General features: G+C 64.0%; 23 protein-coding genes. 12 read left to right on the top strand and 11 right to left on the bottom strand.

Going from position 1 to position 20,145, the window contains the following annotated elements; translation table 11 throughout:
• Nucleotides 1-79 precede the first annotated feature (79 nt).
• The 6 genes from V5F74_RS07820 (at nt 80) to V5F74_RS07845 (ending at nt 6,248) form a co-directional block, all read left to right on the top strand.
• Nucleotides 80-1,252 (top strand): ABC-three component system protein, encoded by a 1,173-nt coding sequence (locus V5F74_RS07820; protein WP_394007202.1) that lies wholly within the window; start codon nt 80-82, stop codon nt 1,250-1,252.
• Nucleotides 1,249-1,737: a three component ABC system middle component gene (locus V5F74_RS07825; protein ID WP_394007204.1), complete on the top strand. Its 489-nt coding sequence runs from the start codon at nt 1,249-1,251 to the stop codon at nt 1,735-1,737. The genes V5F74_RS07820 and V5F74_RS07825 overlap by 4 nt, the downstream gene beginning before the upstream one ends.
• A complete protein-coding gene (locus V5F74_RS07830) occupies nt 1,737-3,704 on the top strand; it encodes a DUF3732 domain-containing protein (protein ID WP_394007206.1) in 1,968 nt (655 codons plus the stop codon). The genes V5F74_RS07825 and V5F74_RS07830 overlap by 1 nt, the downstream gene beginning before the upstream one ends.
• 146 nt (nt 3,705-3,850) lie before the next feature.
• The gene (locus V5F74_RS07835; RefSeq protein WP_394007208.1) at nt 3,851-4,948 is read left to right on the top strand and encodes a hypothetical protein; all 1,098 of its coding nucleotides are present in this window, start codon (nt 3,851-3,853) and stop codon (nt 4,946-4,948) included.
• 14 nt (nt 4,949-4,962) lie between these two features.
• Nucleotides 4,963-5,397 carry an AAA family ATPase gene (locus V5F74_RS07840; protein ID WP_394007486.1) on the top strand — a complete coding sequence of 145 codons (435 nt, stop codon included), beginning with the start codon at nt 4,963-4,965 and terminating at the stop codon, nt 5,395-5,397.
• Between the two features lie 98 nt (nt 5,398-5,495).
• Complete coding sequence (locus V5F74_RS07845; RefSeq protein WP_394007210.1) at nt 5,496-6,248, top strand: hypothetical protein; 753 nt, start codon at nt 5,496-5,498, stop codon at nt 6,246-6,248.
• A gap of 237 nt (nt 6,249-6,485) precedes the next feature.
• Here V5F74_RS07845 and V5F74_RS07850 read toward each other — a convergent pair whose 3' ends face one another.
• From V5F74_RS07850 to V5F74_RS07865, 4 genes are all read right to left on the bottom strand, one after another.
• Nucleotides 6,486-6,995, bottom strand: coding sequence for a hypothetical protein (locus tag V5F74_RS07850; RefSeq protein WP_394007212.1), 510 nt, complete (start codon nt 6,993-6,995; stop codon nt 6,486-6,488).
• A gap of 270 nt (nt 6,996-7,265) precedes the next feature.
• The gene (locus V5F74_RS07855; protein ID WP_394007214.1) at nt 7,266-7,667 is read right to left on the bottom strand and encodes a type II toxin-antitoxin system death-on-curing family toxin; all 402 of its coding nucleotides are present in this window, start codon (nt 7,665-7,667) and stop codon (nt 7,266-7,268) included.
• A 32-nt stretch (nt 7,668-7,699) separates the two neighbouring features.
• Nucleotides 7,700-7,924 carry an AbrB/MazE/SpoVT family DNA-binding domain-containing protein gene (locus V5F74_RS07860; RefSeq protein WP_029555524.1) on the bottom strand — a complete coding sequence of 75 codons (225 nt, stop codon included), beginning with the start codon at nt 7,922-7,924 and terminating at the stop codon, nt 7,700-7,702.
• Nucleotides 7,925-8,030: 106 nt separating this feature from the next.
• Nucleotides 8,031-8,297, bottom strand: coding sequence for a hypothetical protein (locus V5F74_RS07865; RefSeq protein ID WP_029555525.1), 267 nt, complete (start codon nt 8,295-8,297; stop codon nt 8,031-8,033).
• Here V5F74_RS07865 and V5F74_RS07870 point away from each other — a divergent pair.
• The 6 genes from V5F74_RS07870 (at nt 8,297) to V5F74_RS07895 (ending at nt 14,544) form a co-directional block, all read left to right on the top strand.
• On the top strand, nt 8,297-8,617 hold the full coding sequence (locus V5F74_RS07870; protein ID WP_394007216.1) for a hypothetical protein: 321 nt from the start codon (nt 8,297-8,299) through the stop codon (nt 8,615-8,617). The genes V5F74_RS07865 and V5F74_RS07870 overlap by 1 nt on opposite strands.
• 918 nt (nt 8,618-9,535) lie before the next feature.
• Nucleotides 9,536-10,222, top strand: a complete 687-nt coding sequence (locus V5F74_RS07875; protein WP_394007218.1) for a Crp/Fnr family transcriptional regulator — start codon at nt 9,536-9,538, stop codon at nt 10,220-10,222.
• 258 nt (nt 10,223-10,480) lie between these two features.
• Complete coding sequence (locus V5F74_RS07880) at nt 10,481-11,785, top strand: M20 family metallopeptidase (RefSeq protein ID WP_394007220.1); 1,305 nt, start codon at nt 10,481-10,483, stop codon at nt 11,783-11,785.
• Nucleotides 11,782-12,624, top strand: a complete 843-nt coding sequence (locus V5F74_RS07885) for an ABC transporter permease (protein ID WP_024280620.1) — start codon at nt 11,782-11,784, stop codon at nt 12,622-12,624. The genes V5F74_RS07880 and V5F74_RS07885 overlap by 4 nt, the downstream gene beginning before the upstream one ends.
• A 25-nt stretch (nt 12,625-12,649) precedes the next feature.
• Nucleotides 12,650-13,669, top strand: a complete 1,020-nt coding sequence (locus V5F74_RS07890) for a taurine ABC transporter substrate-binding protein (protein ID WP_394007222.1) — start codon at nt 12,650-12,652, stop codon at nt 13,667-13,669.
• Nucleotides 13,666-14,544: an ABC transporter ATP-binding protein gene (locus tag V5F74_RS07895; protein WP_394007224.1), complete on the top strand. Its 879-nt coding sequence runs from the start codon at nt 13,666-13,668 to the stop codon at nt 14,542-14,544. Before V5F74_RS07890 ends, V5F74_RS07895 begins: the two co-directional genes overlap by 4 nt.
• 24 nt (nt 14,545-14,568) lie before the next feature.
• Here the strand turns inward: V5F74_RS07895 and V5F74_RS07900 are convergent, their stop codons facing one another.
• The 7 genes from V5F74_RS07900 to V5F74_RS07930 all read right to left on the bottom strand — a co-directional run bounded on the left by V5F74_RS07900 (nt 14,569) and on the right by V5F74_RS07930 (nt 20,026).
• The gene (locus V5F74_RS07900; RefSeq protein WP_394007226.1) at nt 14,569-15,945 is read right to left on the bottom strand and encodes an amidase family protein; all 1,377 of its coding nucleotides are present in this window, start codon (nt 15,943-15,945) and stop codon (nt 14,569-14,571) included.
• Complete coding sequence (locus V5F74_RS07905; RefSeq protein WP_081837453.1) at nt 15,938-16,786, bottom strand: ABC transporter ATP-binding protein; 849 nt, start codon at nt 16,784-16,786, stop codon at nt 15,938-15,940. Before V5F74_RS07905 ends, V5F74_RS07900 begins: the two co-directional genes overlap by 8 nt.
• Nucleotides 16,783-17,622 (bottom strand): ABC transporter permease, encoded by an 840-nt coding sequence (locus V5F74_RS07910; RefSeq protein WP_024280625.1) that lies wholly within the window; start codon nt 17,620-17,622, stop codon nt 16,783-16,785. Before V5F74_RS07910 ends, V5F74_RS07905 begins: the two co-directional genes overlap by 4 nt.
• A gap of 12 nt (nt 17,623-17,634) precedes the next feature.
• Nucleotides 17,635-18,621 (bottom strand): ABC transporter substrate-binding protein, encoded by a 987-nt coding sequence (locus tag V5F74_RS07915; RefSeq protein WP_394007229.1) that lies wholly within the window; start codon nt 18,619-18,621, stop codon nt 17,635-17,637.
• Nucleotides 18,622-18,681: 60 nt separating this feature from the next.
• A complete protein-coding gene (locus V5F74_RS07920; RefSeq protein WP_029555536.1) occupies nt 18,682-18,939 on the bottom strand; it encodes a hypothetical protein in 258 nt (85 codons plus the stop codon).
• Nucleotides 18,933-19,109: a hypothetical protein gene (locus V5F74_RS07925; protein WP_245279270.1), complete on the bottom strand. Its 177-nt coding sequence runs from the start codon at nt 19,107-19,109 to the stop codon at nt 18,933-18,935. The genes V5F74_RS07920 and V5F74_RS07925 overlap by 7 nt, the downstream gene beginning before the upstream one ends.
• Before the next feature lie 179 nt (nt 19,110-19,288).
• Nucleotides 19,289-20,026, bottom strand: a complete 738-nt coding sequence (locus tag V5F74_RS07930) for an IclR family transcriptional regulator domain-containing protein (RefSeq protein ID WP_029555537.1) — start codon at nt 20,024-20,026, stop codon at nt 19,289-19,291.
• Nucleotides 20,027-20,145 lie beyond the last annotated feature (119 nt).

A 20,145-nucleotide genomic window follows, 5' to 3' on the forward strand; every position in this document is an offset into this window, starting at 1 on the left:
AACTATCTCGCTGTTCGGCGAGAGCACGGCTAGACTGTAGAGGCCTAGATCGATTCTACGGTCGAGCGGGAAGAGACACATGAGCCTGGTTGGAGTCGAGAAGCCTTTGAAAACCTCTGCCGCCGGGCAGTACCTAGGCTTTTCGCTTCAGCAACTACGCGCCTGCTTCCACCTGTTCTCTGCGGCCGACGGGGACAGCGTATCCCTTGAGGGGCTAGATGACGTGGCGGTGCACCGGGCGGACGGCTCGCTTCTTCTTGAGCAGGACAAGAGCACGCTCACGGGGAACCCGGCGGCGGACAAGGCTGTAGACCTTTGGAAAACCTTCGCCAACTGGGCGACGCTCTGCGCCGATAAAACGATCGATCCAACCAACACGGATTTCCGGCTGTTCATCACGCCTGCGAAGACTGGCGCGCTCGTTGCCGAAATGAGCGCCGCCACGACGGCCGCAGCCTGCGCCACGGTGTTGGCGAAGATCGGCAAGCTCGTCGACCCCAAGAAGCCTGACGTCGGCTGCGCGCCGCAGGTTCTGAGATTTCTCGAAGCGAAGCCGGATGTCTGCGGCGCCATCATCGCCCGGTTCAGCCTCGCCTCCGAGACCGACGCGCTTGAGGGCGTGCGCCAGTTCGTTCGCGCAGGCCTGCCTCAAGCGGCCGTCGATGACATGACCGCGGCGGCGATCGGCATCGCACGCGATCGCTACGACCGACTGCTTCGCGAAGGCAAAACGCGGAAGATCGAGGCGGTTGTTTTCCGTCGTCAGTTCCAGGCCTTCACCCGCAAGTCCAATCTGGCAGGCTATCTATCGTCCAAGGCACCGGTGCCCGCTAATGAGCTGGTGGCGATGGTTGTCGGCGAAGCGCCGACATTCGTGAGACAGCTTCAGGCCATCAAGGCGTCGAAAGACTTGCTGACCTCGGCCGTAAGCGACTACCTTCGCACAAGATCCGACAAGGTCGAATGGGCTGAGGAGGGTCTAGTCGTCGCCGGGTCGTTTGATGAACTCGATGGTCAGCTGATCCGCAAACACACTCTGGTTCGCGACGAAGTGGAGGATGTCCACTCGAGCCTCAGCGAGCCTGAACGGGGGCGCCGGGTCTATCGGGAATGCTCCAAGGTCGAGCTCCCGCTGGATGGCCAGACCCTGCCGTCCCACTTCATCGCTGGCGCCTTCAACGAACTGGCCGAGGGGGTGCGCCTAGGATGGCATCCCTCCTATGCATCCCTGTTCAAGGGCGGCTCGCAATGACACAAGCCCCCCTGACTCCGGTCGAGCTCGTGCAAAATCCCGCGTTGGGAGCCCACCTCCTCTGGACCTTCTGCCAGGCTTATCAAGCCGAGAAGATCGGCGAGATATCGCCTATGACGCCGTTGTTTCTAGTGCTCCCGATCACCCTCCACGGTCACACGATGCGAGTCGTGAAGTCGACCAACCAGAGCTCGGGCCTAGCCAAGTTCGTCGTAAAGCTAGCCGAGGACCGAGAATATCTACTCGCTGTCCACACTCGCGCCCTCGCCATGCGGAACCTGACGCTCCAGTCGCTCGGTTCAGGAATCGTCGCAGGCCTGCTCACCGTGGACTATAACAAGGCTCTGGTGCGCGCCAACCAGGCCAGCCCGCCGAAGCCGCCGGAGCGGCTCAAGTATCACGTCGCGAGCGCGGAAAAACTCGGCCGGTGGTTCGCTCGCCTGCCCCCGAACCAAGTCTTCTCTCTTCTGCAGGTCGAGGCCTGATGCACTTCCAGATCCTCAAACTGGTCCTATGGTCGAAGGCTGGACATCCGCCGCGGATCGTCGAGTTCGAGCCCGGCATGGTCAATGTCATCAGCGGCGCCTCGAAGACAGGCAAATCCGCCGTCATCCCGATCATCGACTACTGCCTCGCCTCCGGGAAATGCAGCATTCCTGTCGGCGTCATCCGGGAAGCCTGTTCCTGGTTCGGCATCGTCATCGACACGCTCGAAGGGCAAAAGCTTCTAGCCCGTCGTGAACCCGGAGAGGCCCGCCAAACCGGGGACATGTTCCTGCTAGAGGCCGACGAGATCGAAGTCCCGGAGGAAACGCCCGTCAAAAATATCACGGCGGACGCGGTCAAGCGCCGCCTCGACAAGCTCGCCGGGCTTTCCCAGCTTGGGCTGAACCCCGACGTAGAGGTCGCCCGCGTCAGCTTCCGCGACCTGATGGCCTTCACTTTCCAGCCGCAATACATCGTCGCCAACCCGATGGTGCTTTACTTCAATGCGGACACGACCGAACATCGCGAGAAGCTCAAGGCGATCTTCCCCTACGTTCTCGGCGCATTGACACCGCCGATGCTCGCCGCGCGGTGGGAGATCGATCGGATCAATCGGGAGCTCCGGCGTAAGGAGTCCGCTCTCAACGCGGCTCGGACGGCCGTCCGCGCCTGGCAGACCGAAACCCAAGGCTGGCTCCGCACAGCGTTGGAATACGGCCTCCTTCCGGCGGATACCCCGATCCCTGAGGACTGGAACGTCATCGTCGACCTGCTGCGGAAGGCGTCTCAGTCGAACACTCGCGGGGCCGTCGCTACGGTGGCGTCCATCGACGGAGCCCTAGGGCAGTTGCAGGCGCTCAGAGAGGCAGAGAGCAAGGCTGCGGCACAGTTGGCCGACGAGCGTCAGCGCCTAAACGAAATCCAACGCCTCTTGAGCAGCAGCGAGGCCTATGGATCGGCGATCCGCATTCAGCGGGACAGGCTCGACATTGCCGGGTGGTTGAAGGCGCGCGCCGCCTCGAGCGAAGATCTCCTTGTGGCATTGGGAGACAGCGGGCGGGATCGCCTCGATGCACTTACCGAGGCTCTGGCCAGCCTCGACGTTCAGCTGCGCACCAAACCCGAGATGTCCGATGCTTTCGATCGCGAGCGGGTGCGACTGCGCGGAGAGGTGGAGAAGGCCACCGGTGCGTTGGCGGAAATTCGCCAGCAGATCGTTCTGCTCGAACAGAAGTCCGAACAGGTTCGGGCGATCACCTTCCGCCAAGACAGCATCGAACGCTTCGTGGGACGCCTGGAACAGGCACTCCAGTCTTTCGAACGATCCCAGGACGGGTCCGCTCTGGCCGATGAGATTGTCCTCCTGCGCCAGCAACTCAACGCCCAGAAGGCGGTCTACTCCGAAGCCGCCGTCCAACGAAAAATGACCAACGCCATGCTGCAAGTCGAGAAATACGCCGGTGAGATCGTTCCCCGTCTCGACGCCGAATGGCCCGATGCGCCGATCCGGATCTCGGTGTCCGACCTGACCATCAAGGTCGTGCAGACCGATCGCGAAGACTATCTCTGGGAGATCGGAAGCGGCGCGAACTGGCTGGCCTACCACCTGGCCGTGACGCTAGCGCTCCAGCGCTTCTTCCTCAACGACGTCAATCATCCGGTCCCCGGGCTGCTGGTCTACGATCAGCCGAGCCAGGTCTATTTCCCGAGCGGGTTTGAAGTGAGGGACGTCCAACAGCCGACGGGACGGACGCGGGACCAGGACATCGCGGCCGTCCGCAAGGTGTTCGAGACCATGGGCTCGGAGATCATTCGCGCCAAGGGACGGCTTCAGGCTATCGTTCTGGACCATGCGGGCGACGATGTTTGGGGCGAGATTCCCGGTGTCGCCCTGGCACAGGCCTGGCGGGGCGACCAGAAGCTGGTCCCGCCGGGGTGGCTCCAGCCTGACCCGAAAGCCGACTAGACCGTGCTGCGTTCGTCGCGATATAGCCCGCTCCGCATGACACCTCGATGCGGGCAGAAAATTGTAGTAATCCTGAAGTCGTGACAGGCGAGCTTTTACAATCTTAAGATTTGCGAAACTGCATTTTCGGGTGGGTAAGGGGCGAAATGTTCTTCAAAGTCATCGATGCGCGCGCGAGGATTTCGGCGGGAGTGCGCAACTGCGCTTACCTTTCCCACGATAATTGGGACGACTGGGGCAAGTACCGGACGATGTTTTACCTCCGCGTGGCTGACGCTGAAGGTACCGTCCACGATGTAGGGTCCGTTAAGATCGGCCAAGTCGGCTTACGGCCTGCCGGAATCGTCGAGCCAGGCCAGCGAGCTCCCGAGCTTCCAGATGAGTTCGATGCCCTGGACGACCGCTTCTTCTCGCTCGGTCAGGACGAGGACTATTACGTCACGCTTAATGGCTTAGACACCGAGCTGCGGGAGCGCATTCTGCGCGGCCTGCGGGACGTCGCCTCCGATCTTCCGTTGTTCGATGCTCGGCTCGACGAAGACGTCATGGGCAACTCGCTGCTGCGGGGCATCCGGCAGGAAACCGTTCGCAACCGGTTGAACCGCATCACGCAAGGCGATGCTGCGCTCACCAAATTTCACTTCCAGTACACGCTCCCCAACGGAGATAATGTTCCGGCAGCGGTATTGCACTTTGAGGTTCATCCGGACTCCGTTCCACCGACGAACGTCCATGTCCTTATCGGGCGCAATGGTGTCGGTAAGTCGCGCTGCATCCGAGGCCTTACCGAGGCGCTGTTAGGACGCGCGGGCGACCCCGATCAGCCGCCAGGAACGCTCGAACTCATTCGAAGCGATCTCGAACCGGAATGGTCTTTCGCGGGGTTGGTGCTGATTTCGTTCAGCGCTTTCGACAACTACGATCTTGATCCCGTCTCCACCGACAACATGGGTTCGACCCAAGTCGGTCTGCGCCACAAGATCACGGTCAACGGGCAGGATCAGTTCAGTATCAAAACGCCGGCCGAGTTGGCGGTCGATTTTCGCCGTAGCCTTTCGCGTTGCCGGAATGGACTTAAAGCCGAGCGCTGGCGGGACGCCGTTCGCACACTGGAAACCGACGACCTATTCGCCGAAGCCGATGTCATGGCGTTGCTCGCCGCCCCCCCCCCGGACCGAACTGGAACGAGCGGACGCAGGCCCTGTTCGAACGCCTCAGCTCCGGACATGCGATTATCCTTCTGACCGTGACCCGCTTGGTGGAGTTGGTCGATGAGAAGACTCTAGTTCTGCTGGACGAGCCGGAGGGCCATCTTCATCCGCCGCTGCTATCCGCTTTCGTGCGATGCCTCTCCGATCTGCTCGTCAAACGGAATGGCGTGGCCATCATCGCCTCGCACTCTCCAATCGCCCTTCAAGAGGTACCACAGTCCTGCGCGTGGAAGCTTCGGCGCAGTCGCAGCGTCTCGGTTGCTGAGCGACCGACCTTGGAGACCTTCGGCGAGAATGTCGGGCTGCTGACGCGCGAGGTGTTCGGCCTAGAGGTGACGCGCGCCGGATTCCACCAACTGCTTCGCCGCGCAGTGAACGGCGGGCGCTCGTACGACGCCGTTGTGAACTACTTCAACGGTCAGCTCGGCGTCGAGGCACGTGCCATCGTTCACGCCATGATCGCCGAGCGGGACGCTGGCTGATGCGTCGCTTAGTTCCACCGCAGACCTCGGCACATCACGCTCTGACGCGATGCATAGAGAGCATCCGCGACAACCACCTAACGGGTCGTCTCACGCAAGTGATCCCGACCATCGTGGCTACCGAAGGGACGTATGACGCCCATGGCCAAGCCTCCACCCTGTATCTCATCCCCGGCACCGACGGCGTCGACGGGCTGGTGACCACGGCCGAGATGGAACGCGTCTACAAGAACACGTTCGTCAAAAGCGTCGGCACGCGCGAGCTTTATGGCGCCCTCAAATCCGCCCCTGAGAACGACATCTGCCCACTCTGCTCGCAGCGGACGGTCTCGCAGCTCGACCATCATCTTCCGCAGTCGGCCCATCCGGCGTTGACGGTGACACCGCTAAACCTCGTCCCGGCCTGTAGTGAATGTAACAAGACGAAGTTGGCGACCGAGGCCGGGCATGCGGGCGAGCAAACATTCCACCCATATTTCGAAGATGCCGACGACGCGCGTTGGCTGTTCGCGACGGTCCAGCATACGAACCCCGCTGCCCTAATCTTTTATCCCGAGCCTCCCGACCACTGGGACGAAGTGAAAGCCGAACGGATCAGGTGGCATTTCGGCACTTACAAGCTGGCGGAGTTGTATGCGTCCCACGCTGCCGTCGAATTGAATGACATTAAGTACGGCCTACAAAAGATGGCGGAGCGAAACCCGCCCGAAGCGATCAGCGAGCACTTGCAAAGCGTCGCAGATAGTCGGGCAGCGGCGCACGCCAACTCATGGCGAAGGACCACCTACGAAGCCTTAGCCGCCTCAGAATGGTTCTGCTCAGGAGGTTTCGCTCAAAGCGAAGCCTCCTGAGGACTCTCGGTGCTCTTCGATAGCAGGTTTCAGTGTCCTACCCCGAAGCAGGCCTTCCGAAGGTCCGCTTCGGGTCAGCTTCTGCCTCGGTCATTCATTGGGGATATGCCCGCCTCCCATTCGAAGTCCTCAATAGCAAACGGTCTGCTTCCGGCCCCATACAGGCCATTAGTGATAACCGCTGCGGACTCCTCCACCTGGCGCAGACATTGTCTGAACCCGTCTTGCGATCTCCGCTCACCCGACGGCGCTTCGCTCCGCCAATCCTTCGGCCAACAACCGCAGTGCGTCCACCACCAACTGTATCGCCCATTGCCGGGAGACAACGCTCTCCATTGCGCCGAACAATAAGCTGCAACAGGTCCTCGGCGTAGTCCACCCACTGTCGGTGCTTGCAACGAGATGAAGGGTTGGCGACAGCTTCAGGCTGAGGCGCATCGCATACGCGTCGCCAAAGGGACCGACGACATATTGTGCGGGGCCCGAGCCCGCAGGTTGACAGCTGATGCAGAGGGGCAGGCGTTCCTGGGTGTCGCCGTGGGGGGTGCCGAGCGTGATGCTGGCGCGGTGCGTGGCCACGGGATCGATGCTGAACGTCACGCCCACGCAGAGCTCGGTCGTTTCGAGCGAGGTGAAGAGAGCCGGATCACACCACGCTCCGATGATTGCTTCCGACGACGCATGGATAAGGCGGCGGTGCCGGACGAGCAGCGGATGCGGGTAGGCTGAGGAAACGTGGGGGAACATGAGGCGACCTCTCGCATGAGAAGAGCGCCTCACCCCGGCCTAGGTGGCTTTATGGAGAAGGTCGAGAGAAGACCCAACGATATATTCGCTGGACGAACGTAAAAGGGAAGAGAGAGGACTGTTTTTGGTCTTGAGACAGAGGGACCCAGGCCGGACATGAGACACTGCCGGGCAGAAACGCGTCGGCTCAACTCATATAAAAATATCGTCTGCCTCAAAACACAGGGCACCTGTTCAGCGTAGAAGCCTCATTTTCACATGAACAGGACTTCATACCACACTCAGCGCGGCCTCTATTTTTGTTGCGAGTTCGTCTTCGGTCAACTCACTCGCCGCCAGCGCCAACCATGTCGTCACCGCTGCGGCATCGTCCAAAGTCAGCTCATAGCCGTTGAGGGCGAGGAACAGCTCGCACACCACGAAGGAGGTACGCTTGTTGCCGTCCACGAAGGGATGGTTCTTGGCGATCCCGTAGGCGTAGGCAGCAGCCAGGGCCGCCACGTCGGAGGCAGAGATCTGCTCTTGGCTGGCTTCGTCCTGCTGCGTGTAGTGGTAGCGATTCTTCGGGCGATCGAGTGCCGTTTCCAGCAACCCCTCGTCGCGCACGCCTCTGCCGCCGCCATGCTCCGCGAGCTGGGCGTCATGAACGGCGAGCACAACGGCCTTTGTCACCCACCGCGGCTCCTGCCGGGCGGCCGGCTCGTTCACTTCGCCAGCTCACGCAGCACGTTGCGCCGCTTCTTCATGATCTTGCGGGCTGCCTCCATCTCCGCCTCGAACTCCGGTTCGTAGGGCGTGAGGTGATAGCCATCCGGCGTCTCGGTCAGATAGAGCGTGTCGCCCTGCTCCACCTTGAGGCGGGCCAGCACCTCCTTGGGCAGCACGGCGCCGACCGAGTTGCCGATTTTCCCAAGCTTGAGTGCGACCATGGCAATGGCTCCTTCCGTATGTACAGATGTATGAACTTACACCGGAACGTCAAGGCCAGTCCGCTCCCCCGCCAACTGGGAGGGGAGCGGATCTGCCTCAGCCCAATCAGTCCTCGGTGAAGGGCTCCCACTCGTCGATGAGACGGTGGACAGGCGAAAAGTCCGTGTAGCGCGCATGCAGGCGTGCAGCGAGGTCAGCGTCGCCCGCTGCGCCAATCGCCGCGATCACATCCTCCAGAGCCAGCGTCACGAAGGGCACCCCGTCCGGCCGGCGGTCAAGCATAGAACGATAAAGCTCCACGGCGTACCAAGCTTCCCGGTTGGCGGCAGGCGCGATCGTGACGAACAGGCCATGGGCACCGGCGAGTAGCAATGTCCGCCCTCATATATCGCGCTAAAACGCTCGGAACTATCTCCGATGAGGCGGCGACGAACCTGTACAAAATCATGAATATGCATGGATACCGGAAGCGGGAGCCGATCGAATTTGACATTGCTCCAGATGCCGGCAAGCTCGCTTCTCAGTTGGTTGCTCTTCATCTGAGCGACCTCGGCTACTCGTTAGAGGAGTTGGCCGCAGCGCTCAGGACAGAGCCGGAAGAGTTTGCGGAGACGCACGGTCTCCTAGCCCCCTCGACCTCTGCCGCAGGCAAATCTAAGCCCAAGCTTCAGCTTGTGGTCAACCGGGACTGACGCCCAAATTGGCAGTCCCTCCTTTTTCGATTTGTGTGCCGTCCAAGGTTGCTGGGCGGCACACCAACATGCTACATGGGAGTCTCAGGACCGTCGCAATCGGCTGGCTGATTTCATCGAAATATCAAGACCTTGCTATCGCTTTCGACAATGGCGCCAGCGTCTCCCCTTGGGAGCGCCATTCTTTTCAATGGCTTAGCGCGAAATCTCCTCTCGATAGACGTTCGGTACGGAAAAAATATGGAAGAGCCGTTACCGTCCCGGTGCGTCCGCAGGCGTGCGCGTGGGGGCGAGATGGCCGACGCCGCTGAACCGAAGCCAGCCCAGCCTCTCCGGCACTCTGATCGTGACCAAGTTCACCGGAGGTAGATTAGCCCTGTCTCTTGAGTCGGTGTTCGGCCGCGCTTTCAGGGAGATCGCCGGGCGGCCCTTGCCCATGTGGTGGGCGGCGCCACCGATCGTGCCTACCGCAGGTGGGATGCGCTGGAGAAGCGTGAGGTGGGGCGCCCCTCGGCTTGCGACACATATCCCCTGCCAGGCCCTTCAGTTGAGATGCGTCCCAGATGAGGCAACCTGAGTCAGAAATAGCGGCGCTTCGAAGCTTTAAAATAGAAATAATTCTGCAGCATCATTGCAATGTTGACAATTTACTCAAATACTAAACGGAATTTAATTTGTTTTATATCTATGAGTCTCGCCTGTGAGTCACCCAAGAGAGGTATTTATAACTCAGTTTGATCTGGAATTATCAGAACAGACTCTGCCAAATTTTTCTCGATCTCCATGCTGTCATCCGCCAGCCTTCACAGTACCTTGATGACCTCCATAAGCGCAAAGAGCATCTGGCGAGGGCGAATGGCGAAAGATGACGTCAAGGGAGATGCTCTCGACGCCCCTATTCTGCTAGCGGAATGGGAGATGCCCCTGCACCGCGAGGCCAGCCTGATCGAACGGCTCTCGGAGGTCGATCAGGCCATCGTACGGATGCATGGGCGGGAGATGCTTCTGTCAGCCGGCGAGCCCCTGTTTCGTCAGGGCGAGCACCACGACGGCATCGTGGTGATCGAGGATGGGCAGATCCGCAGTTTCTATGTGGCGCCCTCGGGGCGCGAGATCACGCTGGCCTATTGGTCCAAGGGCCATTTCGTGGGTGGACCCGACGTATTCGGCGGCGGCACCCACATGTGGGCCGCGACCGCCATGCGGCCGAGCCGGCTGCTGTTCCTGCCCGGCGCGGGCCTGCGACAGCTGGCGCGGCAAGTGCCGGATCTCGCCATCGGCATCATCGACGCCCTTGTCTTCAAGGCCCGCTGCTACTCCGCCTTCGCGCAGATGTTGGGGACGCGGTCCGTCGCGCAGCGGCTCATGCAACTGCTCCAGCACCTCGCCCAGACCTATGGCGTGAAGGACGAGCGCGGCATCCTCATCGCCGCCGCCTTCACCCATGCCGATCTCGCCGCGCTCATCGGCGCCACACGGCAGTGGGTCACGGTGCAGCTCGGCCGGATGCAGCAGGAGGGCACCCTCACCAACCGCCGCGGCCTCATGGTCATCCTGAAGCCCGAAGCGCTCACCTCGCAGCTGGAACACGCCGAGGGTCGGTGACCGCCTGTTTCAGAAGGATGGCTTCTGGAACCCACGAAAACACAAGCAACAAATTACCTTTATATAAAGAATGTCGATTTGATAAATTAATGGCCGCCTGATTGATCGCGCTCCGGAATTCGGGCGCGAAAATGAGCGGGCGCCGCTCAAAGGCAATTCCTTTGCAATGACGAAACCGCCAGTCCTGTCAAAGCGATAACGCGCATCCCGGCAATTGGCATCCCGCTTGCTCAGCTCTGTTGCGCTTTCGAGGATGCCATGACCGTCGCACTGTCTTCCCAGCCCGCCGCAGCCGCCCCGCGCGATGCGGTTCTGTCCTTCATCACCGAAAAGGCGTGGCTCGATCTCGCCTGCGAATTGATCCCGGCTGGTCAGCCGGAGGCGGAAAATCCGCTGGATCCCGATCTGCCCGGCGGCAAGGAAGAGGGCATCGCCCTCCTGCTCGCCGACAAGCTCACGGCGCTCGGCTTCGGAGTGGACCTGAAGGCGCGCACGCCCCACCGGCTCAACGTCATCGCCGACCTTCCCGGCGCCCAGGAGGGGCCATCCCTCATCCTCAACGATCACCTCGACACCTATCCGGCCGGCGACTGGGCGGCGTGGACCATGACCGACGGCCATCCCTTCCGGCCCACGCGCCACGGCGACCTGCTCTACGCCCGCGGAACCTCCGATACCCGCGGCAACCTCGCCTGCACGCTGCTGGCGGTAGAGGCGATCCGGGCAGCGGGCGTGCGCCTCAAGGGCACGCTGAAATGCGTCTACACGGCGGACGAGGAGAAGAACGGGCCGGACGGCTCCATCTTCCTGCTCGACGAATGCGGGCTTGCCGCCGACTACACCATCGTCTGCGAGCCCACGGCCTGGACCGCGCCCGATGGCGGCTGGGGCATGGGCATCGCCATCGCCAATTGCGGCAACTTCCTCGTGGAGGTGGAAACCACGGGCATCAAGACCCATCTGTGGCGTCCCGATACCGGCATCAACGCCATCACCAAAATGATGGAGCTGCTGCCGCAGCTCGAAAAGATGAGCTTCGCCCACACACCCGCACCGCACGCGGGCGGCACGCCGCCCATGGTCACGGTGCTGCGCATCTCCGGAGGCGTACCGCGCGAGATGCAATTCACGCCGGACAGCTGCAAGGCGGTGCTGGGCGTCGTGGGCATCCTGCCGGGCATGACGCGGGACAGCGTGATGGCGGACATCAACCGCGTGATTGCCGGCGCGCTTGCTGCCGACCCAACCCTGAAGGCCGAGGCCCGGCCTTTCCCCGGCGCCCTGTTCGTGGACGGCACCGGTGAACAGGAGGCGGATGCCGAGCCCGTCCGCGCCCTGCGCAAGGCATACGGCGAGGTCCTTTCGGGCGAGCCGAAGCTCTACCGCAAGAACGCCTTCAACGACACCATCCGCTTCTCCGAGCGCGGCTTCAAGGCGGTCACCTTCGGCCCCGGCGAAGATGGCTGGGCGCCGGTGAACGAGAGCATCCACATCGGCAAGGCGGTCGCGGCGACCCGCATCCTCGCGCTCACCGTCATGGACCTTCTCGGAGTGGAGGAATGAGCGTCGTGGAAACGGCACGCGAGCCCGCGCAGAGGGCCGCCCGGCCCAGGCTGCTGCCGGCTCGGCTGCGGGCGGCCCTGCCCCGCACACGGCTCCTCACGGCGCTGACCGCCGCCACGCTCTTCGCGCTGTGGTGGCTCGCGGCCCATTATGCGTGGGTGAACCCGCTCTTCCTGCCCTCGCCGAAGGCGGTGTGGGACGCTTTCGTTCGCACCGCGACCGTGGGCTACCAGGGCAGCCTGCTGCACGAGCATCTCATCGCCAGCCTCTACCGGGTGCTGGCGGGATACACTCTCGCATGCCTCGTGGGCATCCCGCTCGGCATCGTCATGGGCCTCAGCCGGGACGTCAAAGCAGTGTTCGATCCGGTGATCGAATTCTACCGGCCCCTGCCGCCGCTCGCGCTCTACACGCTCATCGTCATGTGGCTCGGCATCGGCGATGCCTCCAAGGTCGCCATCCTGTTCCTGGCTGCGCTGCCGCCGCTGACCATCAGCTCCATGCACGCGGCGGCGAGCGTCGATCCGCGCTACGTGAAGGCGGCGAAAAGCCTCGGCGCCAACTCGCGCCAGCTGTTCCGCCACGTCTTCCTGCCCGCCTGCCTACCCGGCATCTGCACCGGCATGCGCATCTCGCTCGGCTTCACCTACACGGTGCTGGTGGCCGCCGAGATCGTCGCCGCCACTGCCGGCCTCGGCTGGATGATCTGGGACGCCAGCAAGTTCCTGCTCGGCGACATCGTCATCATGGGCCTGTTCGTCCTCGCCTTCACCGGCATGGCGCTCGATTTTCTCATCCGCCTCACCGAGCGCGCCCTCACCCCCTGGCGCTTCCGCTGATCCCCTTCGCCGACTGGAGACTGAGATGACATCGCTTCGACGCACGGCTTCCCTTCTGCTTGCCGCCGCCGCCTTCTCCCTCGGCCTTTCGGCTGGCGCGCAGGCGCAGCAGAAGCCGGAGGGGATCACCATCGGATATCTCAACCTCGTCAATGCCCAGCTCGTCACCAAGGCGCTGGGCCTGCATGAGAAATCCGGCGTGCCCATCAAGTGGGTCAAATTCGGCTCGGGCGGCGACATGAACCGCGCCGTGGCCGCGAACCAGGTGGATTTCGGCGGCGTCGGCAACCCGCCCTTCACCCTCGGCGCCACCCGCGCTTTGCCCTACAAGGGCATCTTCGTGCTCAACATGCTCGGCCCGGTGGAATCTCTGGCCGTGCGCTCCGACAAGAACATCAAGTCCCTGAAGGACCTCGCCGGCAAGACGGCGGCCGCCCCCTTCGGCTCCACCACCCATTATCTGTTCATCGCGGCGCTGAAAGAGGCGGGGGTGAACCCCACCGACGTGAAGCTCATCGATCTGTCGCCCTCCGATGCCGTCGCCGCCTGGCTGCGCAAGGACATCGACGCGGCATGGATCTGGGAGCCCAACCTCGACAAGATCGTGAAGAACGGCGGCGAGATCTTCCTCACCAGCGGGGAAATGGCGAAGCGCGGCTATCCCACATGGGACGTGGGCGTGGTGATGAACGACTTCGCCGCCAAGTATCCCGATCAGGTGGTCGCCTACGTGAAGGCGGAATGCCAGGGCATCGACTACTGGCTGAAGCACCCGAAGGAGACGGTGGACATCATCGCCAAGGAATTGTCCCTGCCGCCCGAGGATGCCGAGCGCATGATGAAGGGTACCACGATGGTGCCCTGCCCCGAGCAGATCACGAAGGACTATCTCGGCACGCCCGGCCAGATCGGCCAGTTCGCCGACACCATGCTCGCCACCGCGACCTTCCTGAAGGACCAGGGGCGGCTCCCCTCCGTGATGGACCGGGCCGGCTACGCGGCCTTCATCAATCCGTCCTACCTCACGAAGGCGCTCGGCAAATGAGCGGCATCCGGGAGGCCATCTCCATGGCCCCGCCCCCTCCCCTGCCCACGCACCTCGCCCCCGCACCGGGGCGAGGCCGGCTGCAGCTGAAGGACCTGTCCATCGCCTATGGCGAGGGCGCCGCGCGGCGGACGGTGGTGGAGCGCTTCGACCTCGACGTGGAGCCGGGCGAATTCGTCTGCGTGCTCGGTCCGTCCGGCTGCGGCAAGTCGACGGTGCTCAATGCGGTGGCGGGCTTCGTGCCCGCCGCGCGTGGGCTTCTGGAAGTGGATGGCGAGACCATCCAAGGCCCCGGCGCGGACCGGGGCATGGTGTTCCAGCAGGCAACGCTGTTTCCCTGGAAGAGCGTGCTGGACAACGTGGCCTTCGGCCCGCTCATGTCCACCGGGAGCACCTCGACGGCGGAGCAGACGGCGCGGACCTTCCTCTCGCTCGTCGGTCTTGCCGCGTTCGAGAAGCACTATCCCTCCGAGCTGTCGGGCGGCATGCAGCAGCGCGTGGGCATCGCCCGCGCGCTCGCCAACTACCCGCGCGTGCTGCTCATGGACGAACCGTTCGGCGCCCTCGACGCGCAGACGCGGGCGATGATGCAGGAAGCGCTCCTGAATATCTGGGCGGAGTTCCGCACCACGGTTTTGTTCATCACCCACGACATCGAGGAAGCCATCTTCCTCGGCGACCGCGTGGTAGTGATGAGCGCCAATCCGGGGCGCATCGTCGCCGACATCCGGGTGGACATTCCCCGCCCGCGCGCGCCGGAGGTGCAGTTCTCCGAGGCATTCGTCGCCATCAAGCGGGAATGCTTCGCGCATATCCGGTCGGAAACGCTGAAGGCCTTCGCCCATCAGCAGAACGCGGCCGTGCCGGCGGCGTGAGCCTTCGGCGCGCGAGCGGCAGGTTTACGCCTGCCGCTGAAACTCCCGCGCGAGCCCCGCCACCACGCCATCCTGCCCGGCGAGCCCGATGAAGCTGAGCGACGAGGGCAGGCCTGCGCGGGCGGGAGCGCCCGGCGCGGCGATGGCGCACAGGTCCATGGGAGCGACGAAATAGGTGTAGGTGCCCATCACCGAATTCCGGCCCATGGGGTCCGCCAGCATCTCATCGATGGTGTAGATGGTGGGCACGGTGGGCACCACGAAGGCGGCGAAGTCGGCGAGCGCACCTTCGGCCACGCGCTGTAGTTCGCGCATCCTGTACAGCGTCTCGAACGCCTGTTTGGCGGAATAGCAGCGTCCCGGCTCGATGGCGGCGAGCGCGGCCGGGTGGATGGCGTCGCGCTGGGTGGTGATGATCTCCTCGTACTCGACGAGACGCTCGGCCACCAGCGCGGACTGGAACACCAGCCGTCCCGCCTCCTCGAACGGCGCGAAATCGATTTCCTCCAGCGTGAAGCCGAGCCCGCGCAGCCGGTCGAGATTGGCAGCGAAAGCGGCCTCGGCATCAGCATCGCCGAAGAAGCGCATCTGGTCCTTGCGCGGAACGGCGAGGCGGGATGACGGCGCCGGTGCCGGGGCCGTTCCGATGGCATCCGCATCGCGCCGGCTCCAGGGGTCGAGCGGATCATGGCCGGCGATCAGGCCGAGGATCTCGCTCGCGTCTTCTACATGGGTCGCGAAGATGGGAATGCAGTCGAGCAGGCGGCTGTTGTAGACGGCACCGCGCGTGCTCACGAGGCCGAGGGATGGCCGCAGCCCCACGATGCCATTGCAGGCTGCTGGAACGCGTCCCGACCCGCCCGTGTCGCTCCCCAGCGAGAAGGAAACGATGCCGGCCGCCACGGCCACGCCGGAGCCGGAGCTTGACCCGCCGGGGATGAAGGCGGGGTCGAGCGCGTTGCGACACAGAGGCTCGGGGCTGCGCGTGCCGTTCAGGCCCGTCGCAAACTGGTCCAGGGTGTTCTTGCCGATCAGCACGGCCCCGGCCGCCTCCAGGCGGGTGATGGCCAGCGCGCTTTCCTGCGGCGCCATGGCAACGACCGGGCAATTGAGCGTCGTCGCCATCCCCGCCACGTGCAGATTGTCCTTCACCGAGAAGGTGAGGCCGAGCAGCGGGAGCGCCTCGCCGGCCCGCGCGCGGGCGGCGGCGGCAGCGGCCTTCCGCTCCACCTCTGCGCGGGGGACCAGCGCGGTGAAGATGCCATCCCCTGCCGCCGCCTGGGCGCGATCCGCCGCATCAAGCGCCAGCGCCACCGGATCGGCGCCGTCGGCGAGAGCGGCACGGGCGGTTGCGAAGCCGCTTCGCGGAGGGCGGACCGTAGGGGCAACCTTGTCAAGCATCGTGGGTCCCTTCGAAGGCCTTCTGGCTCTGCTGTCGGATGAGATCGAGACACTCCCGGCGAAGCGCCTGGAAGCGGGCCCCCAGCGTGGTCTCGATGGCGCGCGGCCGCGGCAGGTCCACGGCAACGTCGCGGACGATGCGCCCCGGCCCCGCCGACATGACGAGCACGCGGTCCGCCAGCAGCACAGCTTCGTCAATGTCGTGCGTGACGAAGAGGATCGTGGTGTCCAGCTGCGCCCACAGCCGGAGCAGGCCCTCCTGCATGACCGTGCGGGTCTGGGCATCCAGCGCGCCGAACGGCTCGTCCATCAACAGGATGTTCGGCCGGTTGGCGAGCGCCCGGGCGATGGCGACGCGCTGCTGCATGCCGCCCGAGAGGGTGTGCGGAAGGGCCTTGGCGTACCGCGAAAGACCGACCATCTCGATCAGCTCGTCGGCGATGGCCCCGGCGTCGGCCCGTGATTTGCCGGCCATGCGCGGGCCATGCGCCACGTTCGCCCGCACCGACTTCCAGGGAAACAGCCGGGGCTGCTGGAACACGACACCGCGATCCGGTCCCGGTCCCGTGACGACCTTCGTGCCCACCACCACCTCGCCCTCATAGGGCGTCTCGAAGCCGGCAACGGCATTGAGCAGGGTGGACTTTCCGCAGCCGGACGGCCCCAGCAGGCAGATGAACTCGCCCCGGCGCACCTGGAATGACACCCGGTCGACGGCGGGCACAAGTTCGCCGCCGTCCCGCTCGAACGCGATGGTGACATCACGCACGTCGATTTCCACCTCGCCGGCCTCCCTCACCGGGACGGGCACGGGCTTTCGGATCATGGAAATGATGCTCATCGCCACCACACCAGGCGCTGCGCCAGCATCGCGAAGCAGCGATCGGCGATGAAGGAGATCAGGCCCAGCGCCGCGAGGCCGGCGAAGACGAGACCCGTCTGCATGTTCTGCTGGGCGAGCTGGATGCGATAGAAGATGCCGGCGAACGCGCCCGCCAGCTCCGCCGCCACCAGCGTGTAGAAGGAAATGCCCACCGCCGTGCGCAGGCCCACGACGATGAAGGGCAGCGCGCTCAGCAACACCACCTCGCCCACCAGCCGGCGGCGTGGCGTGCCCAGCATCTGGGCGGCGCGCACCAGTCCCTGATCCACCTTCTGGACGCCGAGATGGGTGGACAGCCAGACGGTGAAGAACACACCCCAGACGATCAGGAAGACCTTCCCGCCCTCCGACAGCCCGAACCACAGGATGACGATGGAGACGAAGGCGATGGGCGGGATGGGCCGCAGCACCTGGAACAGCGGGCCGAGCAGCCCGGAGAAGAAGGCAGAGCGACCGGTGAGCAGGCCGCATCCCACGCCGACGACGGACCCGACGAGATAGCCGGTGGCCACGCGCTTCAGGCTCGCCACCGCGTCCTCGACGAACAGGCCGCTCGTGACCCATTCCATCGCCGCGCGTGCAACTTCGGTGGGCGCGGGAAAGAGGATGGGATTGACGATCCTCGCCTGCGCGATCAGTTGCCAGACCATCAGGAAAAGGGGGATGGAGACGAGCCCCACCGCCATGTTGATCCGCTGGCTCAGCCGCGCATTGCGCCGCCGTTTCGCCCCCGCGGCGGGGAGCGCGCCACCCCCGCGTGGGGAGAGCGCCGCGGAGGTGGAGATATCAGCCATGATGCCGGCGCTTCAGTTTAGCTTGTAGGTGACGCGGGCGGCGTCCAGCGCACGCAGGGGGTCGGGAAAGAGAACCACCGCGAAGTCCGGGACGCCGGTCACGCCGGGCGGGTGGTTCTTCGTATCGAGACGCCACTGGGCATGGGCCTTGAGGGCATCGATCTGCTTCGCCCCGATGCCGACCTGATAGACATAGTCGCTCCAGATCGGCTTCAGATCCTCCGGCTTCATGCCCACGGCCTTCGAAACGACCTCGATCGCCTCTTCGGGATGCGCCTTCACCCACGCTTCGGCGGCGATGAGCGCGGCGAGGAATTTCGAGACGATCTGCGGATTGGCCTTCAGGTAATCCTGCATCACCACGATGTTGAAGGTCTCGGAATAGACGCCCTTGGTATCGAGCAGCGCGACATCGTCACCGAGCGCCTTCCGGCCGTTGGCAATGTGCGGCTCCCAGGTGTCGTAGGCATCGATGCTCCCGGCCGCCAGCGCGGGCAGCATCTCCTGGGGCTTCAGATTGACCAGCGTGACATCCTTGCTGGTAAGGCCCGCCTTCTTCAGCAGCTCGGTTGTGTAGACCTCGCTGCCAGTCCCGGCGGTGTAGGCGATCTTCTTGCCCTTGAGATCGGCGAACGACTTGATGGCCGCCTTTTTCGCTGTCAGCGTTTTGATGTCCGAATATTCCATGCCCGCCACGAAGGCGATGGGCTGGCCGGCCATGGCGGCCGCCGTGACCGGCGCTTCTGCCGTGGTGGCAATGTCGGCGCCGCCCCCGATCACCGTGTCGAGGGCCTGCTTGCCACTGGTGAAGTTGCTCACCGAGACATCGAGGCCTTCCTTCTCGAACAGGCCCTGCGCCTTGGCGACGATGGTCAGCGCCGAGATGGGGGCGAGGTTCTGTGCGAGGCGGGCCTTCACAAGCTCTGCCGCTCCGGCGCTCGATACGGGGCCCAGGAGAATTGCAGCGGCGATGATGCTGCAGAACTTGAAATGCTGCATGGCCCGGTCTCTTTGCTGCTGTGCACGGATGCCCCCCATCGAGCGCGTCCTGGCCGCGCTTTAGAAGCAATTAATTGCTGACTGCAGAGGCCTCGGGCGAAGCGCGATGATCTCGTCATAGAGCGAGACGCAGATGCGCCGGCTCATGCACACCGCCATGGCCTTGCCGACGAGGGCGGCGAGGCGGTTTTCCAAGTGCTGCACCAGATCCTCGGCGATCATCTTCAGCCGCTTGCGAGAGCCGACGAGAGCTTCGATGGTTTCCCACTTGCGCTTGATGGCCTCCTGCTCGGTGACGCCCTGATCCTCAGTCAGCACCTCAATCTCGGCGTCGATGCGAGGCTTGGGTAGCGCGTCTCGCCGATGCCGGGCGCGAACTTCTGGATCGTGGTGAAGATCACGCCACCAGAGGCGCGTTGCAGCTCGGTTTGCAGTTCCTCGCGGCTGTCCACCCGCACCGGCGCCTGGCGGATCAGGTCGCGGCACAAAGCGAAGGTGTTGAACAGCTGCTCGCCGAGATCGATCGTGATCAGACCTCCCCGACCGCGGCAGCACTTTCAGCAGCCGCCAGAATGACATCTTCTCCCGCCAGAGAGGTCGAGCAAGGCCCTCTCGTGCCTCAGCCGGAAGAGGCACGGCGCGCTGCGGCGCCTGCGCTCTCAGGCCCCTATCGCAGGATCTTGCGGATTTCCCCCTGCACGCGAACGAGCGCCGGAAGATAGCGGGCCGACAGCGTTTCCACGTCCCCCGCGAGGGCGGGCAGGCCGAGGTTGAGCGCCGCCACGGCGACGCCCCGCGCATTGAGGAGCGGCACCGCGATGGAGCGCAGGCCGAGTTCAACCTCCTGGTCGATCACGGCATATCCCCGCTCCCGCGCGCCCTTCAGCTCGGCCATAACCGCATCGGGATCGGTCAGCGTCAGCGGCGTGCGCGCGACCAGCGGCCGCAGACGCAGGCGGCGTAGGGCCTCGGCCTCCGGCAAGGCAGCGAGCAGCACGCGCCCCATCGAGGTGCAATAGGCCGGCAGGCGCGAGCCGGGCATGAGCGCGATGGACATCACCTTGCGCTGCGCCGCGCGCGCCACATAGACGATCTCATCCTCATCGAGGACGGAGACGGATGAACTCTCCCCCAGCTCCTCGGACAGCCGGTCAAGCCAGGGCTGCACCATCTGCGGCAGCGGCATGGCCGCAAGGCACGCGGTGCCGAGCCTGAGCACGCGGGGCGTCAGGGTGAAGAACTTGCCGTCGTAGTCCGCATACCCGAGATGAGCGAGGGTGAGCAGGCAGCGCCGCGCCGTCGCCCGGTCAAGGCCGCTTGCCGCCGACACCTCGGCGATGGACTGGCGTGGGCGCTCGGCGGTGAAGGTCTCGATCACCGAAAGCCCCTTGGCGAGGCCGCCCATGGTGTCGCGCTGGGAAATACCGGTCACGGCGGCCTCTCGTTTGTGCGATATGTCAACAAACTTCCTATATCGCACAAAACGGATTGAAGTCGAGGGCGGTGTTTTTTATTCGTCGGGTA

Origin of the sequence: Xanthobacter aminoxidans (genome assembly GCF_043193615.1) — a bacterium.
Lineage (GTDB): Bacteria > Pseudomonadota > Alphaproteobacteria > Rhizobiales > Xanthobacteraceae > Xanthobacter > Xanthobacter aminoxidans.

Coding starts and splice junctions, on each gene's coding strand:
- V5F74_RS07820 (WP_394007202.1), top strand. CDS start 80: ATGAGCCTGGTTGGAGTCGAGAAGCCTTTGAAAACCTCTGCCGCCGGG.
- V5F74_RS07875 (WP_394007218.1), top strand. CDS start 9,536: ATGCCCCTGCACCGCGAGGCCAGCCTGATCGAACGGCTCTCGGAGGTC.
- V5F74_RS07910 (WP_024280625.1), bottom strand. CDS start 17,622: ATGGCTGATATCTCCACCTCCGCGGCGCTCTCCCCACGCGGGGGTGGC.
- V5F74_RS07890 (WP_394007222.1), top strand. CDS start 12,650: ATGACATCGCTTCGACGCACGGCTTCCCTTCTGCTTGCCGCCGCCGCC.
- V5F74_RS07905 (WP_081837453.1), bottom strand. CDS start 16,786: ATGAGCATCATTTCCATGATCCGAAAGCCCGTGCCCGTCCCGGTGAGG.
- V5F74_RS07885 (WP_024280620.1), top strand. CDS start 11,782: ATGAGCGTCGTGGAAACGGCACGCGAGCCCGCGCAGAGGGCCGCCCGG.
- V5F74_RS07870 (WP_394007216.1), top strand. CDS start 8,297: ATGTCCGCCCTCATATATCGCGCTAAAACGCTCGGAACTATCTCCGAT.
- V5F74_RS07915 (WP_394007229.1), bottom strand. CDS start 18,621: ATGCAGCATTTCAAGTTCTGCAGCATCATCGCCGCTGCAATTCTCCTG.
- V5F74_RS07900 (WP_394007226.1), bottom strand. CDS start 15,945: ATGCTTGACAAGGTTGCCCCTACGGTCCGCCCTCCGCGAAGCGGCTTC.
- V5F74_RS07880 (WP_394007220.1), top strand. CDS start 10,481: ATGACCGTCGCACTGTCTTCCCAGCCCGCCGCAGCCGCCCCGCGCGAT.
- V5F74_RS07895 (WP_394007224.1), top strand. CDS start 13,666: ATGAGCGGCATCCGGGAGGCCATCTCCATGGCCCCGCCCCCTCCCCTG.
- V5F74_RS07930 (WP_029555537.1), bottom strand. CDS start 20,026: ATGGGCGGCCTCGCCAAGGGGCTTTCGGTGATCGAGACCTTCACCGCC.
- V5F74_RS07825 (WP_394007204.1), top strand. CDS start 1,249: ATGACACAAGCCCCCCTGACTCCGGTCGAGCTCGTGCAAAATCCCGCG.
- V5F74_RS07850 (WP_394007212.1), bottom strand. CDS start 6,995: ATGTTCCCCCACGTTTCCTCAGCCTACCCGCATCCGCTGCTCGTCCGG.
- V5F74_RS07830 (WP_394007206.1), top strand. CDS start 1,737: ATGCACTTCCAGATCCTCAAACTGGTCCTATGGTCGAAGGCTGGACAT.
- V5F74_RS07835 (WP_394007208.1), top strand. CDS start 3,851: ATGTTCTTCAAAGTCATCGATGCGCGCGCGAGGATTTCGGCGGGAGTG.
- V5F74_RS07860 (WP_029555524.1), bottom strand. CDS start 7,924: ATGGTCGCACTCAAGCTTGGGAAAATCGGCAACTCGGTCGGCGCCGTG.